The sequence below is a fragment of the Sagittula salina genome (assembly GCF_017813235.1).
In the GTDB taxonomy this organism is placed as follows: Bacteria; Pseudomonadota; Alphaproteobacteria; order Rhodobacterales; family Rhodobacteraceae; genus Sagittula; species Sagittula salina.
Genome location: NZ_JAGISH010000001.1, coordinates 154,257 through 169,741 on the forward strand (window position 1 = coordinate 154,257; position 15,485 = coordinate 169,741).

The 15,485-nt window shown below is 65.7% G+C and carries 14 protein-coding genes; 6 read left to right on the forward strand and 8 right to left on the reverse strand.

Annotated elements, in window-relative coordinates; genetic code table 11:
- Nucleotides 1–14: 14 nt before the first annotated feature.
- From J5474_RS00725 to rsmA, 4 genes are all read left to right on the forward strand, one after another.
- Entirely contained in the window at nt 15–2,189 is a 2,175-nt protein-coding gene (locus tag J5474_RS00725; RefSeq protein WP_245216171.1) for an LPS-assembly protein LptD, read from the forward strand.
- Nucleotides 2,180–3,406 carry a peptidylprolyl isomerase gene (locus J5474_RS00730; protein WP_209358436.1) on the forward strand — a complete coding sequence of 409 codons (1,227 nt, stop codon included), beginning with the start codon at nt 2,180–2,182 and terminating at the stop codon, nt 3,404–3,406. The genes J5474_RS00725 and J5474_RS00730 overlap by 10 nt, the downstream gene beginning before the upstream one ends.
- Nucleotides 3,403–4,506: a 4-hydroxythreonine-4-phosphate dehydrogenase PdxA gene (gene pdxA / locus J5474_RS00735; RefSeq protein WP_209358437.1), complete on the forward strand. Its 1,104-nt coding sequence runs from the start codon at nt 3,403–3,405 to the stop codon at nt 4,504–4,506. Before J5474_RS00730 ends, pdxA begins: the two co-directional genes overlap by 4 nt.
- A 130-nt stretch (nt 4,507–4,636) precedes the next feature.
- Nucleotides 4,637–5,485: a 16S rRNA (adenine(1518)-N(6)/adenine(1519)-N(6))-dimethyltransferase RsmA gene (gene rsmA / locus J5474_RS00740; protein ID WP_209358438.1), complete on the forward strand. Its 849-nt coding sequence runs from the start codon at nt 4,637–4,639 to the stop codon at nt 5,483–5,485.
- Nucleotides 5,486–5,598: 113 nt separating this feature from the next.
- Here rsmA and J5474_RS00745 read toward each other — a convergent pair whose 3' ends face one another.
- The 7 genes from J5474_RS00745 to J5474_RS00775 form a co-directional block, all read right to left on the reverse strand.
- A complete protein-coding gene (locus J5474_RS00745; protein ID WP_209358439.1) occupies nt 5,599–6,501 on the reverse strand; it encodes a DUF4167 domain-containing protein in 903 nt (300 codons plus the stop codon).
- A gap of 245 nt (nt 6,502–6,746) precedes the next feature.
- On the reverse strand, nt 6,747–7,589 hold the full coding sequence (gene prmC / locus J5474_RS00750) for a peptide chain release factor N(5)-glutamine methyltransferase (protein ID WP_209358440.1): 843 nt from the start codon (nt 7,587–7,589) through the stop codon (nt 6,747–6,749).
- Between the two features lie 54 nt (nt 7,590–7,643).
- Nucleotides 7,644–8,693 (reverse strand): peptide chain release factor 1, encoded by a 1,050-nt coding sequence (prfA, locus tag J5474_RS00755; RefSeq protein WP_209358441.1) that lies wholly within the window; start codon nt 8,691–8,693, stop codon nt 7,644–7,646.
- A gap of 50 nt (nt 8,694–8,743) precedes the next feature.
- Nucleotides 8,744–9,157 carry a DUF1499 domain-containing protein gene (locus J5474_RS00760; protein ID WP_209358442.1) on the reverse strand — a complete coding sequence of 138 codons (414 nt, stop codon included), beginning with the start codon at nt 9,155–9,157 and terminating at the stop codon, nt 8,744–8,746.
- Nucleotides 9,158–9,383: 226 nt separating this feature from the next.
- Nucleotides 9,384–10,361, reverse strand: a complete 978-nt coding sequence (speB, locus tag J5474_RS00765) for an agmatinase (RefSeq protein WP_209358443.1) — start codon at nt 10,359–10,361, stop codon at nt 9,384–9,386.
- 117 nt (nt 10,362–10,478) lie between these two features.
- The gene (locus tag J5474_RS00770; RefSeq protein ID WP_209358444.1) at nt 10,479–11,642 is read right to left on the reverse strand and encodes a M20 aminoacylase family protein; all 1,164 of its coding nucleotides are present in this window, start codon (nt 11,640–11,642) and stop codon (nt 10,479–10,481) included.
- Between the two features lie 143 nt (nt 11,643–11,785).
- Nucleotides 11,786–12,949, reverse strand: coding sequence for a M20 aminoacylase family protein (locus J5474_RS00775; RefSeq protein ID WP_209358445.1), 1,164 nt, complete (start codon nt 12,947–12,949; stop codon nt 11,786–11,788).
- A gap of 58 nt (nt 12,950–13,007) precedes the next feature.
- Here J5474_RS00775 and mazG point away from each other — a divergent pair, with 58 nt between their 5' ends.
- The gene (mazG, locus tag J5474_RS00780) at nt 13,008–13,817 is read left to right on the forward strand and encodes a nucleoside triphosphate pyrophosphohydrolase (RefSeq protein WP_209358446.1); all 810 of its coding nucleotides are present in this window, start codon (nt 13,008–13,010) and stop codon (nt 13,815–13,817) included.
- Nucleotides 13,818–13,882: 65 nt separating this feature from the next.
- Nucleotides 13,883–14,893 carry a Fe(3+) ABC transporter substrate-binding protein gene (locus J5474_RS00785; RefSeq protein ID WP_209358447.1) on the forward strand — a complete coding sequence of 337 codons (1,011 nt, stop codon included), beginning with the start codon at nt 13,883–13,885 and terminating at the stop codon, nt 14,891–14,893.
- Nucleotides 14,894–15,152: 259 nt separating this feature from the next.
- Here J5474_RS00785 and J5474_RS00790 read toward each other — a convergent pair whose 3' ends face one another.
- Nucleotides 15,153–15,386: an acyl carrier protein gene (locus tag J5474_RS00790; protein ID WP_183965298.1), complete on the reverse strand. Its 234-nt coding sequence runs from the start codon at nt 15,384–15,386 to the stop codon at nt 15,153–15,155.
- Nucleotides 15,387–15,485: the final 99 nt, after the last annotated feature.

Genomic DNA, 15,485 nt, shown 5'->3' on the forward strand with positions numbered 1-15,485 from the left:
GCCAGGAGCGCTTTATGGCGCGCGTGCTCGCCGCTGTCCTTGCGGGCGGGCTTTGCACGGTCGTGCCCGCCCTGCCCGCCTTCGCGCAGGATACGGAAACAACCGAATCGCAGGCCCCTGCGCTGCTGATCGCCGACAATGTCTTTGTCGATGGCGAGGACACGCTGGTCGCAACCGGCAACGTCGAAGCGCTCCAGGGCGACTACCGCCTGACGGCGACAAAGATAACCTATGACCGCGTTGGCAACCTGCTGACCATCGACGGACCGATCCGCGTCGAAGACCCCGAGAACGGCGTACTGATCCTCGCCGATCAGGCGGAAGTCGATCAGGGCTTCATGAACGGGCTGATCAGGGGCGCACGCATGGTCATCGACCAGCAGCTGCAACTGGCCGCCGTGGAGGCACGCCGCGTCGATGGCCGGTACACTCAGCTTTCGCGCGTCTCAGTCTCGTCGTGCCAAGTCTGCGGCGCCAACGAAGTGCCGCTCTGGCAGATCCGGGCGTCCCGTGTGATCCACGACCAGCAAGAGCGCCAGCTCTACCTCGATGACGCGCAGGTGCGCCTGCTCGACGTGCCGGTGTTCTGGTTGCCACGCCTGCGCCTGCCCGACCCCACACTGGACCGCGCGCGCGGTTTCCTTTTTCCTACCTTCACTTCCTCGACGCTGCTCGGCTTCGGGGTGAAGGTGCCCTACTTCATCCCCATCGGAGACAGTCAGGACGTCACGCTGGCGCCGCATCTGACGACCAAATCGAAGTCACTGGAGGCGCGTTATCGCCGCGCCTTCCGCTATGGCAAGCTGACCATGACCGGGGCTATCTCTGGCGATGATTTCCGGGACGACGGTCTGCGCGGGTATCTATTTGCCGAAGGTACCTTCAGGCTGCCGCGCAACTACACACTGAAATTCACCACGCAGTCGGTTTCCGACCCGGCGTACCTCAACGATTACAACATCACGTCCGCCGACCGGCTGGTGAACACGCTGGAGGTCGGACGGGTGGCGCGTGACCGAAGGATCAGCTTTGGGCTGGAGAGCTACTACACCCTGCGCGACTACGAGGAGAACGCCACCCAGCCAGGCGTGATCGCCACCTTCCACACCGATCGCCGTTTCCTGTGGGACCGGGTGCCGGGAGAGTTCCGCCTTGCCGCCGAAGCCACCGGGTTGCAGCGCGATTCGACGTTGGACGTCGACGGTCCGGACGCCGATGCGGAAGTGGATGGCCGGGATAGCTGGCGCCTAAGCGTCGAGGGCAGCTGGCAGAATCGCTGGACCTTTGGGCCGGGGCTTCGGCTTGGCGCCGCGGGAAATCTGTTCCTCGACCATTACGTGACTGATCAGGACGCTGCCGTGCCGAATCAGATCAGCCGCGCCACACCCGGCGCTGCGGTTGAGCTGCGCTGGCCGCTGATGCGTGTGGAGGCAGACGGTGCCCGCAGCCTGCTGGAGCCGGTGGCCCAGATCGGCTGGGTTGGTGGCAGTCGCGGGCTGAATGCCAACGAGGAAAGCACCCGAGTGGAATTCGACGAGGCCAACCTGCTGTCGCTGTCGCGCTATCCCGCCGCCGACCGCCGCGAGCATGGTACCACCTATGCGGCGGGCCTGCGCTGGCTGCACGAGGCACGCGCGGGCTGGACCGCCGCCCTGACGCTCGGCCGGATCTGGCAGGACGACATCGACCCGGCCTTTTCGCGGTCCTCCGGGCTCGACAGCCTCGAAAGCGACTGGCTGATCGCGGGCCGCTTCACCAACCCGATGGGCATGACGTTGGCCGCGCGTGGCCTGCTGGACGAACAGAACCGCTTCACCAAGGCGGAGGCCCGCGCGGGCTGGTCCAACGCCCGCATGGATCTGGGCGCCAGCTATGTGCTTCTGACCATCGACCCGGACGAAGGCCGCAATCGCGCGACCTCCGAATGGACCTTTGACAGCCGTTACGAGGTGACCCGCAACTGGGAGACCACCACCGAGATCCGTTACGACCTCGTGGACCGCCGTCTTGACCGGGTCGGGCTGGGCCTGCAATACCGCAATGAATGCATCCAGGTGGGGCTGGGGGCGACACGTACCTTTGCCTCCTCGACCAATCTGGAACCGTCTACGGACATCGACCTGACCGTCGCGCTGAGTGGTTTCGGCGTCGACGGCAGCGCCAAGGAGTACCGCCGCACATGCCGCTGAAACATACGCTTTCCGCCCTTGCCATCCTCGCTGCCTTCGCCGGGACCGGCCTGCCGCAGGATGCCTGGGCGCAGGGGCTGTTCTCCCCCGCGATCATCGTCAACGACGAGGTCATCACAGGCTATGAACTGGAGCAGCGCAAGCGCATGCTGGGCGCGCTGCGTGCGCCGGGCGATCTGAACCAGGTTGCGCGCGAGCAGCTGATCGACGACCGCCTGCGACTGCAGGCGGCAAAGGACGCGGGCATCAGTCCGACCGAGCAGGAGGTCCTCGACGGGATGGATGAATTCGCCTCCCGTGCTTCGCTGTCGCGGGATCAATTCCTCCAGGCGCTGGCCGCTCAGGGCGTCGATGAACAGACCTTCCGCGACTTCGTTCGTGCAGGCCTGTCGTGGCGGCAACTGGTGCAGCAGCGTTTTGTCGGAACAGCGGCGGTCAGCGACGAGGAAGTCGACCGCGCCATTGCGGGTACTGGCGGTAACGCGGGCGTCCGGGTGCTGATTTCCGAACTCATCATGCCGATGCCGCCGGGCCAGGAGGAGACCGTCCGCCAGCGCGCCGAACGTATCGCACAACTGGAGGGCGAAGGTGCCTTTTCGGCGCAGGCCCGGCGCTTTTCGGCCACCGCCACGGCGGGTGCCGGGGGCAAACTGCCGTGGAAGGATCTGACCGAACTGCCACCCGCGCTGCAGCCGATTCTGCTGGGCCTGCGTCCGGGAGAGGTGTCTGACCCGATCCCGTTGCAGGGCGCGATGGCCCTGTTCCAGTTGCGCGCCATCGAAGAGACGGATTACCAGCCCGCGCCGCCCGCAGCGGTGGAATATGCCGCCTATTACATGCCGGGCGGCCGTACACCCGAAGCGCTGTCCAAGGCGGCACAGATCGTCAGCAAGCTCGACCGCTGCGACGATCTGTACGGTGTGGCAAAGGGTCAACCGGCAGAGGTGCTGGAACGCGGCAGCCTGCCTTTGGATCAGATCCCCACGGATATCGCGCTGGAACTGTCCAAGCTCGACCCCGGAGAGACCTCCACCGCGCTGACGCGGGCGGGCGGTCAGACGCTGGTTCTGCTGATGCTTTGCGGCCGCAGCGCCGCGGCGCCCGAAGAGGTCGACCGCGAAACGGTGCTGGGCGGCCTGCGAAACCAGCGTATCGGCACGCAGGCCGAAGGTTACCTGTCGCAACTGCGTTCCGACGCGACGATCCTCGACCAATGAGCGATTTTCGAGCAGGCACGACGACAGCGGCCCTGGGCGGTTCGGAAGACGGAACCACCACGCTGGAAACGGCGCGCCCGGCGCAGTCGGACCCGGTCCCGCGCACGGAAGTGGAGCACGCGGCAGGTGACACGACCCCGGTGGCGCCAGTCGCCGTCTCCTGCGGGGAGCCGGCAGGCATCGGGCCGGAACTGGTGGAATCCGCCTGGGAAACGTTGAAGGGCGACCTGCCGTTCTTCTGGATCGGCGATCCGGCACACCTGCCGGGCCGCGTCCCGCACGAGGTTATCGACAGCCCCGCCCAGACAACGCAGATCTGCGCCCATAGGCTCCCGGTTCTGCCGCTGTCCATGCCGGGGCCGCGCGTTCCGGGAAAGCCGCAGGCAGCCCATGCGGCGGGCGTGATCCGCGCCATCGAACTGGGCGTGGAACTGGTGCAATCGGGTCACGCCTCCGCACTGTGCACGCTGCCGATCTCCAAGCAGGCGCTGGCCGAGGGTGCCGATTTCGGCTTCCCCGGCCATACGGAGTTCCTCGCGCACCTGGCGGGAGTGGAAGAGGTGGTGATGATGCTCGCCTCCGACCGGCTGCGGGTGGTCCCGGTGACGATCCATATCCCCCTGTCCGAAGTACCGGACGCCCTGACGCCCGAGCTGCTGGAGCGGCGCATTCGCATCACCCATGGCGCATTGGTGCGCCAATTCGGCATCGCCCATCCGGTCATGGCCGTGGCGGGGCTGAACCCGCATGCCGGTGAAGGTGGGCGCATGGGGCACGAGGACCACGATCTGATCCAGCCGGTTCTGGAAAAGCTCCGCGCCGAGGGGCTGCACCTGATCGGGCCCCTGCCCGCTGACACGATGTTCCATGACCGTGCGCGCGCGGGCTATGATGCGGCCATCGCCATGTATCACGATCAGGCACTTATCCCGATCAAGACTCTGGACTTCGACGAAGGGGTGAACGTGACACTGGGGCTGCCCTTCGTGCGGACCTCGCCGGATCATGGCACGGCCTTCGACATCGCGGGCGCGGGGCTGGCGAACCCATCCTCGACCCTCGCGGCGCTGCGCATGGCAGCGCGGCTGGCGCGCCGCTGAGCGGTTTCGCTCCGGCTGCGCCGAAGCGACCGCATGGGGGCGCTGCCCCCACACCCCCGCGGTATTTTCGAACCAAAGAAGGCAGAGGCGCGGTGCTTGACCACCACCGTGGGATGCGCGAAGGGAAGCCATGAACCAGATCGACACTCTCCCCCCGCTCCGCGAAGTCATTGCCACCCATGGGCTTGTGGCGCGGAAGGCGCTGGGGCAGAATTTCCTTTTGGACCTGAATCTGACCGCGCGGATCGCGCGCGTGGCCGGGGATCTGTCCGATATGGATGTGCTGGAGGTCGGACCCGGACCCGGCGGGCTGACGCGTGGGCTGCTGGCCGAAGGGGCGCGGCGCGTGCTGGCGATCGAGAAGGATGCCCGCTGCCTGCCCGCGCTGGCCGAGATCGCGGCAGCCTACCCGGGCCGTCTGCAGGTGATCGAGGGCGATGCACTGGCTGTGGACCCGTTGGCGCACCTGACCCCGCCCATCGCGGTCTGCGCCAACCTGCCCTATAACGTCGGCACAGAGCTGCTGGTGCGCTGGCTGACGCCCGCGGAGTGGCCGCCCTTCTGGTCGACCTTGACGCTGATGTTCCAGAAGGAGGTGGCAGAGCGCATCGTGGCGCAGCCGGGTTCCAAAGCCTACGGGCGTCTGGCGTTGCTGGCGCAGTGGCGGACGGATGCGCGGATCGCGCTGACCTTGCCGCCGGGGGCCTTTTCGCCCCCGCCAAAGGTCCATTCCGCCGTGGTCCATCTGAAGGCCCTGCCCGAGCCGCGTTTTCCGGCGCAGGCGAAGATCCTCGAGCGCGTGGTGGCGACGGCTTTCAACCAGCGGCGAAAGATGCTGCGCGCGTCGCTCAAGGGGCTGGGGCCGGATATCGAGGATCGGCTGAATTCGGTGGGGATTCCGCCGACGGAGCGGGCCGAGCAGGTCAGTCTCGAAGCCTTCTGCGCACTGGCGCGGACTTTCGAAAAGGACCGTCGATAAGCCTCTGATCCGGGCCAATGTCGTGAAACTCTGGCCGGAGGTTCGCCCGCATCGCAGACTTTTATCGCTAAGGAAAAGGCCCCTGTGGGGCCTTTTCCTGTCTGTCGAGAGTATTATTCCGCCGCGTCGGAGGGAGCCTCTGCCGGACCATCCGACTGCGACTGGCCGTCGTCCTTCTTTGCCGCCGGTTTCTTACGGGTGGACGGCTTGCGCGGGGCGCGCGGTTTTTTGGGCTTTTCCTCGGCCTTTTCCGCTGCGGCGGGGGCGTCGGACTTTTCGGCCTCAACGGGTCTGGAGACGCCCTCCGAACGCGCCTCGGCGGCGCGGGCGAGGTCTGAGGGGCTCATGTGCTCGGCGCGGCTTTCGGGGGTCTCGACGAGACCGGAGCCATCGTCATCCTCACTCAGATCGAGCACGTCGGCCTCAGACGGTGCGGAGCGGCGGGACCGCTCGCGGCGGGGCTTCTCCGGCTTGCCATCGCTCTGAGCGCCACTCGGGCCTCTGCTCTGAGGGGCGTTCTGGTTGTCCTGACTGTCGTTGCGGCTGCCGGTCTGCCCGCCACTCTGACCGCCACTCTGGCCGTCGTTCCGGCTTTCATTCCGGCTGGTGTTCTGGCTCCCGGTCTGGACCCCGGTCTGGCTGCCCTGTCCACTGTCGGGCCCGCCGTCCTGATCGTCACGCTGGCTGCCGCGATCCCGCTCGCGGTCGCGCTGCGCCTGGCGCTCGCGGTTCTCCCGTTCCTGCTGTTCGCGGCGTTGGTCCTGGTCTTTCTGGGCCTCGCCCAGCATCCGTAGATAATGTTCCGCGTGTTGCTGGAAATTTTCCATGTTCACGCGGTCATTGGCCAGTCCGGCGTCGCGGGCCAGCTGGTTGTACTTGTCGATGATCTGTTGGGGCGTACCGCGTACCTTGCCCTCCGGGCCGCTGGAGTCGAACACGCGGTTGACGACGTTGCCCAGCGTGCTGCTGCGGTTTCGGTTGTTCTTGTTCCGCGAACGGGATTTGGAAGAGCGCATGTGTGTATCTAGTCCAGCCTGCGATTTACGGCTTGGTGACAGTGCGGCGCATCATGCGCCTAATCAGTCAAGGTCACCTTCATGTTGGCTTGTCGTCCAGCGGGAGCAGCGAGCGCTGCTCAACAGCCGACTGCACTCGAATAACCACATGGGCCGTCGGTTCACAAGCGAAAATACCGAAGAATTGCGCAAAAACACTCGTGGACACCGGAGAGGCACGGTTTTGCCAGCCCCACGCCGCGCGGTCAGCTGCGTTTGACGCCCGTCACCACCCTGTCGCGACCATCGAGGTCCGGGATCAGCCGGACATTGCGAAGCCCCGCCGCAGTGAAGAGGTCGGTAACCGCCATACCTTGCCTTGCGCCGATCTCCACCACCAGCCGCCCGCCCGGCTGCAACCAGTGCAGCGCTTCGGAAAGAATCGCGTGGTAGGCGGTGAGGCCATCGTTCTCGTCAGTCAGCGCAAGGCGGGGTTCGTAGTCGCGGACTTCGGGCGCAAGAAAGGGCATCTCGTTCACCGCTATGTAAGGCGGGTTCGACACGATCAGGTCAAACCGCTCCTCCACTCCCCTGAGCGCGCCGAACCAGCGGCCCTCGCGCAGTTCGGCGCGGTCCTCGAGCCCCAGCGCATTGCGGTTCCAGTATGCGACGTTCAGCGCCGCCGGAGAGATGTCGCAGCCGTAGCCCACCGCGTCCTGCCGTTCCGAGAGCAGCGTCAGCAGGATGCAGCCCGAGCCTGTGCCAAGATCCAGCACAGTGTGGAAGGGCGCGCTAAGCGCCACCTCGATCAGGGTCTCGGTCTCGGGGCGCGGGTCGAGCACCTCGGGCGTGACGAGGAATTCACGGCCGTAGAACTGGCGCCGTCCCACGAGGTGCGAGACCGGCACGCGGTCGGCGCGGCGCTCGACCAGCGTTAGGTAGACAACCTCGAGTTCCGGATCGACGGGCTCCGGCAGGAACAGCGTCAGCCGTCCCGGCGGGACTTTCAGCACATGCGCCATGAGGCGCCGTGCGTCGCGGCCGGGATCGGGGATCTCGGCAGCCGCCAACCGCCGCGTGGCCTGTGCCAGGAGTTCAGCACCGCGCATTGCACACCGCCCGCGCCCCGCCCGGCGGGGCGTGATTATTCCGGAAGATCCGCATCATCCCTCCATCTCCGCCAGCAGCGCCGCCTGATGTTCGGCGGTGAGCGCATTGATGATCTCGTCGAGGTCGCCGCCCATGATCGCCTCCAGCCGGTACAGCGTCAGTCCGATCCGATGATCCGTCAGTCGACCCTGCGGGAAATTGTAGGTGCGGATGCGCTCGGAACGGTCGCCAGACCCGACCTGAGCACGGCGATCGGCGGAGCGCGCCGCGTCGGCTTTCGACCGTTCGGCATCGAAAAGCCGCGCGCGCAGCACCTGCATGGCGATCTCGCGGTTACGGTGTTGCGACTTCTCCGACGACGTCACGACGATTCCGGTGGGAATGTGGGTTATGCGCACTGCGGAATCGGTGGTGTTGACGTGCTGTCCACCCGCGCCCGAGGATCGCATGGTATCGATACGGATGTCCTGAGGGTTGATGGCGATATCGACTTCCTCCGCTTCCGGCAGGACCGCCACGGTGGCAGCGGAAGTGTGAATACGCCCGCCCGATTCCGTTTCGGGCACGCGCTGTACACGGTGCACGCCGCTCTCGTATTTCAGCCGGGCAAAGACGCCCTCCCCCACGATGCGTACCACAAGGTCCTTGATACCGCCCAGCTCCGTCAGCTGTTCTTCGATGACTTCCCAGCGCCAGCCCTGCGCTTCGGCGTAGCGCTGGTACATGCGCGCCAGATCACCGGCAAACAGCGCCGCCTCGTCGCCGCCCGTTCCGGGCCGGATCTCCAGCATGGCGGGGCGGGCGTCGGCGGCGTCCTTCGGCAAAAGAGCGAGTTGCAGCGCGCGCTCCGCTTCCGGGCGGCGGGCCCGCAACCGGGGCAGTTCGTCCTCTGCCAACGCGCGCATTTCTGGGTCGGAGAGCATCGACTCGGCGTCCGCGATGTCCCGCGTAAGGCGTTCCCACTCGTCAATCTGGCGCACCACCGGCGCAAGCTCCGCGTGTTCGCGCCCGAGGGTCACGATATCGCCCTGGCCCGCCGCCATCTGCGCCTCGACATATTCGAGCCGCGCCTTGATCTGCTGCAATCTGTCATTCGGGATCATGCCGACGTGATTGCCCACAACCGCCCGCTGTCGTCAAGCGGGCGCAGTGGTCAATCCCGCGCGGCCTTCAGCGCATCCAGCCATCCATCGACGCGCGCGCGGTTCACCCCCATGTCGGAGGTGCCAAAGCGCTGGCGGCCCCAGATTTCCAGCACGCCATCGCTTTCGCGGACGGTCGTGTAGTCCGGGAAACCCATCCAGAGCGAGCGGGTCACAAAGGTGGCAAAGCCATCCTCGACGTTTCCAGCCAGCAGTTCTGTGCGTGGCGTGGCGAGGATGATGCCGTTGAGCCTGACGAAATCGCCCGATTGCGCGGGCACACGGCGGCGCACGCCGCTGGCGAGATCCTGATCCGCCGTCACCTTCGGGTCGACGTGCCAGACCGCCGGGTCGGATGGCCCCAGCCGGATGAAGGCCAGCCCGCCGATCCCCAGAAGCACGATCAGGTAAAAGATCTTGCGCATCTTCCCGCTCCTTCCGCCGGTTTTCCCGGCCCGCCCCGGTCATGTCCCGGTCATGCCCCGGCGCTGTCCCGGTTCTGGTACAGTTCTGGCCCGGCTCTGGCCCGGCGGCTCCGGCCCTCGCCCCCTCCGCATCTGCGCCGAAACCGGCAGAAGCGAAAGGCTCGGCCACAGTACCCGGCAAGGCTTTGCCGATTGACCCGCCAACCGTCCAGAGTAGACCGCGACGTCACCCCCCCGCGCGATCCACCCGGCGCGCCGCCCCCCAGAGGCAGAGGATCTCTGTCGCCACATGCGCCGCAGCAACCGCCGTGATGGCGGCGGAATCAAACGGCGGAGAGACTTCCACCACGTCGCCGCCCTTCAGGTCGATACCGGCTAGCCGGCGCAGAATGACCGCTGCCTGATGGCTTGTCAGTCCGCCCCAGACCGGCGTGCCGGTGCCGGGAGCATAAGCCGGGTCGAGACAGTCGATGTCAAAGGTCAGGTAGCAGGAGGCGCGACCCACGATCTCGTGTACGCGCTGCGCTACCGCCTCCGCGCCGATTTCGTGCACCTCGCGCGCGTCGATGATGTTGAAACCCATGGTGTCGGGGTTGTCCGTGCGGATTCCGATCTGCACCGACCGTTCGGGCACCACGATGCCCTCCTTCACGGCCGTATAGAGAAAGGTGCCGTGATCAACCCGCTTCGGGTCGTCGTCGGCCCATGTGTCGGTATGGGCGTCGAACTGGATGACCGACAGCGGCCCATGCACCTTCGCGTGCGCCCGGAGCGCCCCCAGCGTCACCGAATGATCGCCCCCCAGCGCCACGCAACCCGCGCCCTGCGTGAGGATACCGGTCACATGCGCCTCGATTCGCGCAGGGACTTCGGACGGCATGGCGTAGTCAAAGGCCATGTCGCCGTAATCAGCGATTGCGAACTCGGACAGGACATCGAAATCCCAGCCATAGGGCTTGTCCATGGTCTGCAGAAGGGATGCTTCGCGGATTGCGCGCGGTCCCAGCCGCGTGCCGGGCCGGTTGGTCACAGCCTGATCAAAGGGCAGTCCGGTCACGGCGACGTCGACCCCCGCAAGGTCTTTCAGGTATTTGCGGCGCAGGAAACTCGGGGCACCGGCAAAAACGTTCTCGAAGGAGGGTCCCTTCAGATCCTCCCGCGTGAATGCATGATCGATCTGCCGCTTGGCGTCTTCCAGACTCATCGATAGTATCCCCTGCCACTGCGCGCTCCGCCCCGGTCAAAGGGGTCACACGCGGTGCGCCCCGCCGTCAAGCTCCCCGGTGGTACAGGTCGAGGTTTCCCCCGACCCGCCCTTAGGTCAGGCCACCGGCAGCGCACGCTCCACCAGGCGGGCAAAAAAGCTCGCCCCAACCGGCCCAATGCGGTCGTTGAAGTCATAGGCGGGGTGGTGGCACCCGGGCGTGTCGCCTTGTCCGACAAACAGATATGCCCCCGGCCGCGCTTCCAGCATGTAGGCAAAATCCTCGCCCGGCATCACGGGGGAGAGGTGTTCGTCCACATGCCCCTCGCCCACCACCTCGCGCGCGACCTGCGCTGCGAAACCCGCCTGATCCGGGTGGTTGATCGTCGGCGGATATCCCTCCGCATAGTCGAGTTCTGCCGTGCAGCCAAAGCTTGCCGCCTGAAGGGAGACGATCTCGGACATGCGCGCCTTCACCCGCTCCTGCACCGCCTTGTCATAGTAGCGCACAGTGCCGTTGAGCATGGCGTGACCCGGCACGATATTCATGGCGCTGCCCGTGTGAATCTGCGTCACCGACAGAACAACGCGCTCCAAGGCACTGACATTGCGTCCCAAAACGGTCTGGAGCGCCATCACCGTGCTGGCCGCCGCCACCACCGGATCGACCGTGTCCTGCGGCATTGCGCCGTGGCCGCCCTTGCCGGTGATGCGGATGCTGAATTCATCCACGCCCGCCATCATGGCGCCGTGGGTGGTTCCGATGGTGCCCTCTGCCATGCCCGGCATGTTGTGAACGGCATAGACCTCGTCGATGCCGAAACGGTCCATCACGCCCTCTTCGACCATGATCCGGCCGCCGCCATCATTTTCCTCGGCGGGTTGGAACAACAGCACCACTGTCCCGGCGAAATTGCGCGTCTCGCTCAGGTACTTCGCGGCGCCCAGCAGCATAGTGGTATGGCCGTCGTGCCCGCAGGCATGGGCCATGCCCGGCACCTCGGAGGCGTGCTCCGTCCCCGACAGGTCCTGCATCGGCAGCGCGTCCATGTCGGCGCGCAAGCCGATGGTCCGCCCCTCGCCGCGTCCCCGGATCACCGCGACGACCCCCGAACGCGCCACGCCTTCGTGGATTTCATCAACGCCGAATTTCTTAAGTCTTTCAGATACAAACGCGGCAGTCTTGAAGCAGTCCAGCCCCAGTTCCGGCATCCGGTGCAGGGTGCGTCTCCAGCCGGTCATTTCCTCTTCCATCGCCGCGATTGAGTTCACGATTGCCATGGGGTCTTCTCCTTCGATTGTCGCGCGCACCCTGCGCCAGCCGCGCGCCGGAGGGAAGCCACCGCACGGATTTTCCGGGTGGAAATCCAGGGCCGAACGCCGCCTTGCGGATTCCCTGACCAGCGCGGTCATGCGCCCTCCTCTCAGCGCGCGTGCCGCCGTTCGATCAACCGGACGAAAAAGCTCGCCCCATGCACCGCCGCCGCGTCGTTGAAATCGAACTTCGGGTGATGCACCGACGGCCCGACCCCCTGCCCGAGGAAGAGGAAGGCACCCGGTCGCGCCTCCAGCATGTAGGAGAAATCCTCCGCCCCCATTTCGGGTGCCAGATCGTCGATCACCTGCCCCGAGATGTCACGCGCCACCTCCACGGCAAAGGCCGTCTGCGCCGCGTGATTCACCGTTGCCGGGTAATTGCGGCGGTAGTCGAGCACAGCTTCGACGCCCTGCGCCGCCGCGCAGCCCGCCACGATCTCGCCCATGCGGCGCTCGGCCCAGTCGCGCACCTCCGGGGAAAAGCTGCGCACGGTGCCGCCCAGCACCACTTCGTCCGGCACGATATTGGAGGCAGACCCGCCGTGGATCTGCGTCACCGCCACCACCAGTGCCTGAAGCGGATCCGCGCCGCGCACCAGTGCCTGAAGACCCTGCCCGATGGCCAGCGCCGCGGGCATGGGGTCGTAACATTCCTGCGGATAGGCGGCGTGCCCGCCCACTCCGCGCACCGTCACCGTGTAGTCGTCAGCAGCCGCCATGATCGGGCCGGGGCGCGTGCGGAACTCGCCCAGCGCACCGAAGGGATCGGTGTGCAGGGCATAGACTTCCTGTACGCCGTACCGGTCAAAGATCCCGTCGCTCACCATGATCCGACCGCCACCGACGGTCTCTTCGGCGGGCTGGAAGACCAAGACGACGCGCCCCTTGAAACCGCGCGTCTCACATAGGTATTTCGCGGCTCCCAGCAACATAGCCGTATGCCCATCATGGCCGCAGGCGTGCATCCGCCCCGGCACGGTCGAGGCCCACTCCGCCCCGGTCTTTTCCTGCATCGGCAGCGCGTCCATGTCCGCCCGCAGCGCTGTCACGGGGCTGCCACCCTTATCGGCTCCCTGCCCCTCGATCACCGCGACGACCCCGCTTTCGGCGATGCCCGTCTCGATGTGATCGACGCCGAATTCGCGCAGGCGTTCCACGACGAAGGCCGCCGTTTCATGGCACTGCAGGCACAGCTCCGGATGCCTGTGCAAGTGCTGCCGCCAGCCCGCCATTTCCTCCGCGAATCCCGCGATCCTGTTCACAATCACCATCGTCTGGACTCCCCTGGCCTCTTCGCGCACACCAAGGCAAAGCCCGGAAGGAAACGCAATGACCGACCTTATCCACGATCCCCACGGAGGAATGCCGCGCCTGCTGGAAATCATGCGCCGTCTGCGCGACCCGCAAACCGGTTGCCCATGGGATCTGGAACAGGACTTTGCCAGTATCGCGCCCTACACGATCGAAGAAGCCTACGAAGTCGCCGACGCCATCGAGCGCGGGGCCTGGGACGAGTTGAAGGGCGAATTGGGCGACTTGCTCTTCCAGTCGGTCTTTCACGCGCAAATGGCGGAGGAACGCGGGCTGTTCAGCTTCGACGAGGTGGCGGACACCATGTCGGACAAGATGGTGGCCCGGCACCCGCATGTCTTCGGAGACGAGTCGCGGGACAAGTCCTCGGACCAGCAGACGCTGGACTGGGAAAGGATCAAGGCCGAAGAACGCGCGACCAAGGCGCAGGGCGGCGCCCTGGACGGCGTGGCACTGGGGCTGCCAGCGCTGTTGCGTGCGGTAAAGCTGCAAAAGCGCGCGGCAAGGGTTGGCTTCGACTGGCCCGACTCCGGCCACGTCATGGACAAGCTGCACGAAGAACTGGAAGAGATCAGGCAGGCGAAGAACCGCGAGGAGCAGTTCGAGGAGTTCGGCGACATGCTGTTCGTGGTGGCCAACCTCGCCCGGCATCTGGATATCGACCCGGAGGCCGCGCTGCGCGCAGCGAGCGGCAAGTTCACCCGTCGATTCCGCCAGATAGAAGCCGCACTCGCCGCTGAGGGGCGCCGCCCCGAGGACAGCACCCTGGAAGAAATGGACAAGCTCTGGGACGCGGCCAAACTGCGCGAGAAAATCCAGAGGAAATGAATCGGGTATTGACCAAAGTGAAATAGTCGGATTTAGAAGGGCGCACAAAAAAGAGGAGACCGCACATGTTCTTGCGCGCCACCACCGCCCCGCTTTCGCTTCTGGCCCTGATCGCCGCGCCCGCGCTGGCGCAGGAGGTCAACGTCTACTCCTATCGCCAGCCCGAACTGCTCGCGCCCCTGACGGAGGCCTTCACCGAGGCAACCGGCATCAAGGTCAATGTGGCCTTTCTCGAAAAAGGCATGGTCGAGCGCCTGCAGGCCGAAGGCAGCCGTTCGCCCGCCGACCTGATGTTCACCGTGGACGTCGCGCGTCTTGCGGCGCTGGTGGAGGCCGGCGTGACCCAGCCTGTATCCTCCGAGGTGCTGGAGCAGCACGTTCCCGCGCAGTACCATGACCCCGACGGCAACTGGTGGGGCCTGACGACGCGCGCGCGCATCGTCTATGCCTCCAAGGACCGCGTCGACCCGGCCGAAGTGACCACCTACGAAGACCTTGCGGACCCGAAGTGGAAGGGCCGTATCTGCACCCGCTCCGGCACGCATGACTATACCATCGGGCTGGTGTCCGCGATGATCGCGCATCACGGCGAAGAGTATACAAAGACCTGGCTCGAAGGCGTGAAGGACAACCTCGCGCGCAAGCCGCAGGGCAACGATCGCGCGCAGGTAAAGGCGATCTGGGCCGGTGAATGCGACATCAGCCTCGGCAACACCTACTACATGGGCCAGATGGTGAACGACCCCGAGCAGATCGAATGGGCGAACTCGGTCAACGTGCTCTTCCCGACTTTCGAAGATGCGGGCACGCATGTGAACATCTCCGGCGTCGCCATGTCGAAAGCTGCTCCGAACCGCGAAAACGCGCTGAAGATGATGGAATTCCTCGTCTCGCCGGAGGCGCAGGAAGTCTACGCCCATGCCAACTACGAATACCCGATCGCACCGGGTTCGGAAGCTGACGATCTGGTGAAGGGCTGGGGCGATTTCACCGCGGACGAGACAAACCTGATGGAGATCGCCAGCCACCGCAGCCAGGCGCTGAAGCTGGTCGAACAAGTCGATTTCGACGGCTGATGCCGTCTGGAAGCGGCACCTCCGAAGGCGGCCATAGCCAGCACAGAACCACGACAGGGGCGCTACGGCGCCCCTTTTGCTGTCCACGTTACCCCCCGGCAAGGCATCTCCCTGCTTCGCCGCTTCTCAACGCCCCCCGCGCCGGCGCACCAGACTGCACGCCATCACAGCAGAGGCAGGGAACCGGTCAAACCCGAATGCACAAACGAAAACGGCGGCCCCGTGGGACCGCCGCCTGCCTTCCCCGAGGGGAACGCGATTACTGCGCTTCGGAGATGAACTTCACCGCGTCGCCGAACGTCTGGATGGTTTCTGCCGCGTCGTCCGGGATCTCGATGCCGAACTCTTCTTCGAAGGCCATCACCAGCTCGACGGTGTCGAGCGAATCCGCGCCCAGGTCGTCGATGAAGGACGCCGACTCGACAACCTTGTCTTCTTCGACGCTCAGGTGCTCGACCACAATCTTCTTCACGCGATCTGCGATATCGCTCATGTTATTTTCCTCACAAGTCCAAGGGCTTGCGCCCAGATTTGCCCGACCCCTTGGCGGACGTTGGTTGCCCCGTCGGGGCGGTTCGATCCGTTCGGGAAC

Coding starts and splice junctions, on each gene's coding strand:
- J5474_RS00725 (WP_245216171.1), top strand. CDS start 15: ATGGCGCGCGTGCTCGCCGCTGTCCTTGCGGGCGGGCTTTGCACGGTC.
- J5474_RS00730 (WP_209358436.1), top strand. CDS start 2,180: ATGCCGCTGAAACATACGCTTTCCGCCCTTGCCATCCTCGCTGCCTTC.
- pdxA (WP_209358437.1), top strand. CDS start 3,403: ATGAGCGATTTTCGAGCAGGCACGACGACAGCGGCCCTGGGCGGTTCG.
- rsmA (WP_209358438.1), top strand. CDS start 4,637: ATGAACCAGATCGACACTCTCCCCCCGCTCCGCGAAGTCATTGCCACC.
- J5474_RS00745 (WP_209358439.1), bottom strand. CDS start 6,501: ATGCGCTCTTCCAAATCCCGTTCGCGGAACAAGAACAACCGAAACCGC.
- prmC (WP_209358440.1), bottom strand. CDS start 7,589: ATGCGCGGTGCTGAACTCCTGGCACAGGCCACGCGGCGGTTGGCGGCT.
- prfA (WP_209358441.1), bottom strand. CDS start 8,693: ATGATCCCGAATGACAGATTGCAGCAGATCAAGGCGCGGCTCGAATAT.
- J5474_RS00760 (WP_209358442.1), bottom strand. CDS start 9,157: ATGCGCAAGATCTTTTACCTGATCGTGCTTCTGGGGATCGGCGGGCTG.
- speB (WP_209358443.1), bottom strand. CDS start 10,361: ATGAGTCTGGAAGACGCCAAGCGGCAGATCGATCATGCATTCACGCGG.
- J5474_RS00770 (WP_209358444.1), bottom strand. CDS start 11,642: ATGGCAATCGTGAACTCAATCGCGGCGATGGAAGAGGAAATGACCGGC.
- J5474_RS00775 (WP_209358445.1), bottom strand. CDS start 12,949: ATGGTGATTGTGAACAGGATCGCGGGATTCGCGGAGGAAATGGCGGGC.
- mazG (WP_209358446.1), top strand. CDS start 13,008: ATGACCGACCTTATCCACGATCCCCACGGAGGAATGCCGCGCCTGCTG.
- J5474_RS00785 (WP_209358447.1), top strand. CDS start 13,883: ATGTTCTTGCGCGCCACCACCGCCCCGCTTTCGCTTCTGGCCCTGATC.
- J5474_RS00790 (WP_183965298.1), bottom strand. CDS start 15,386: ATGAGCGATATCGCAGATCGCGTGAAGAAGATTGTGGTCGAGCACCTG.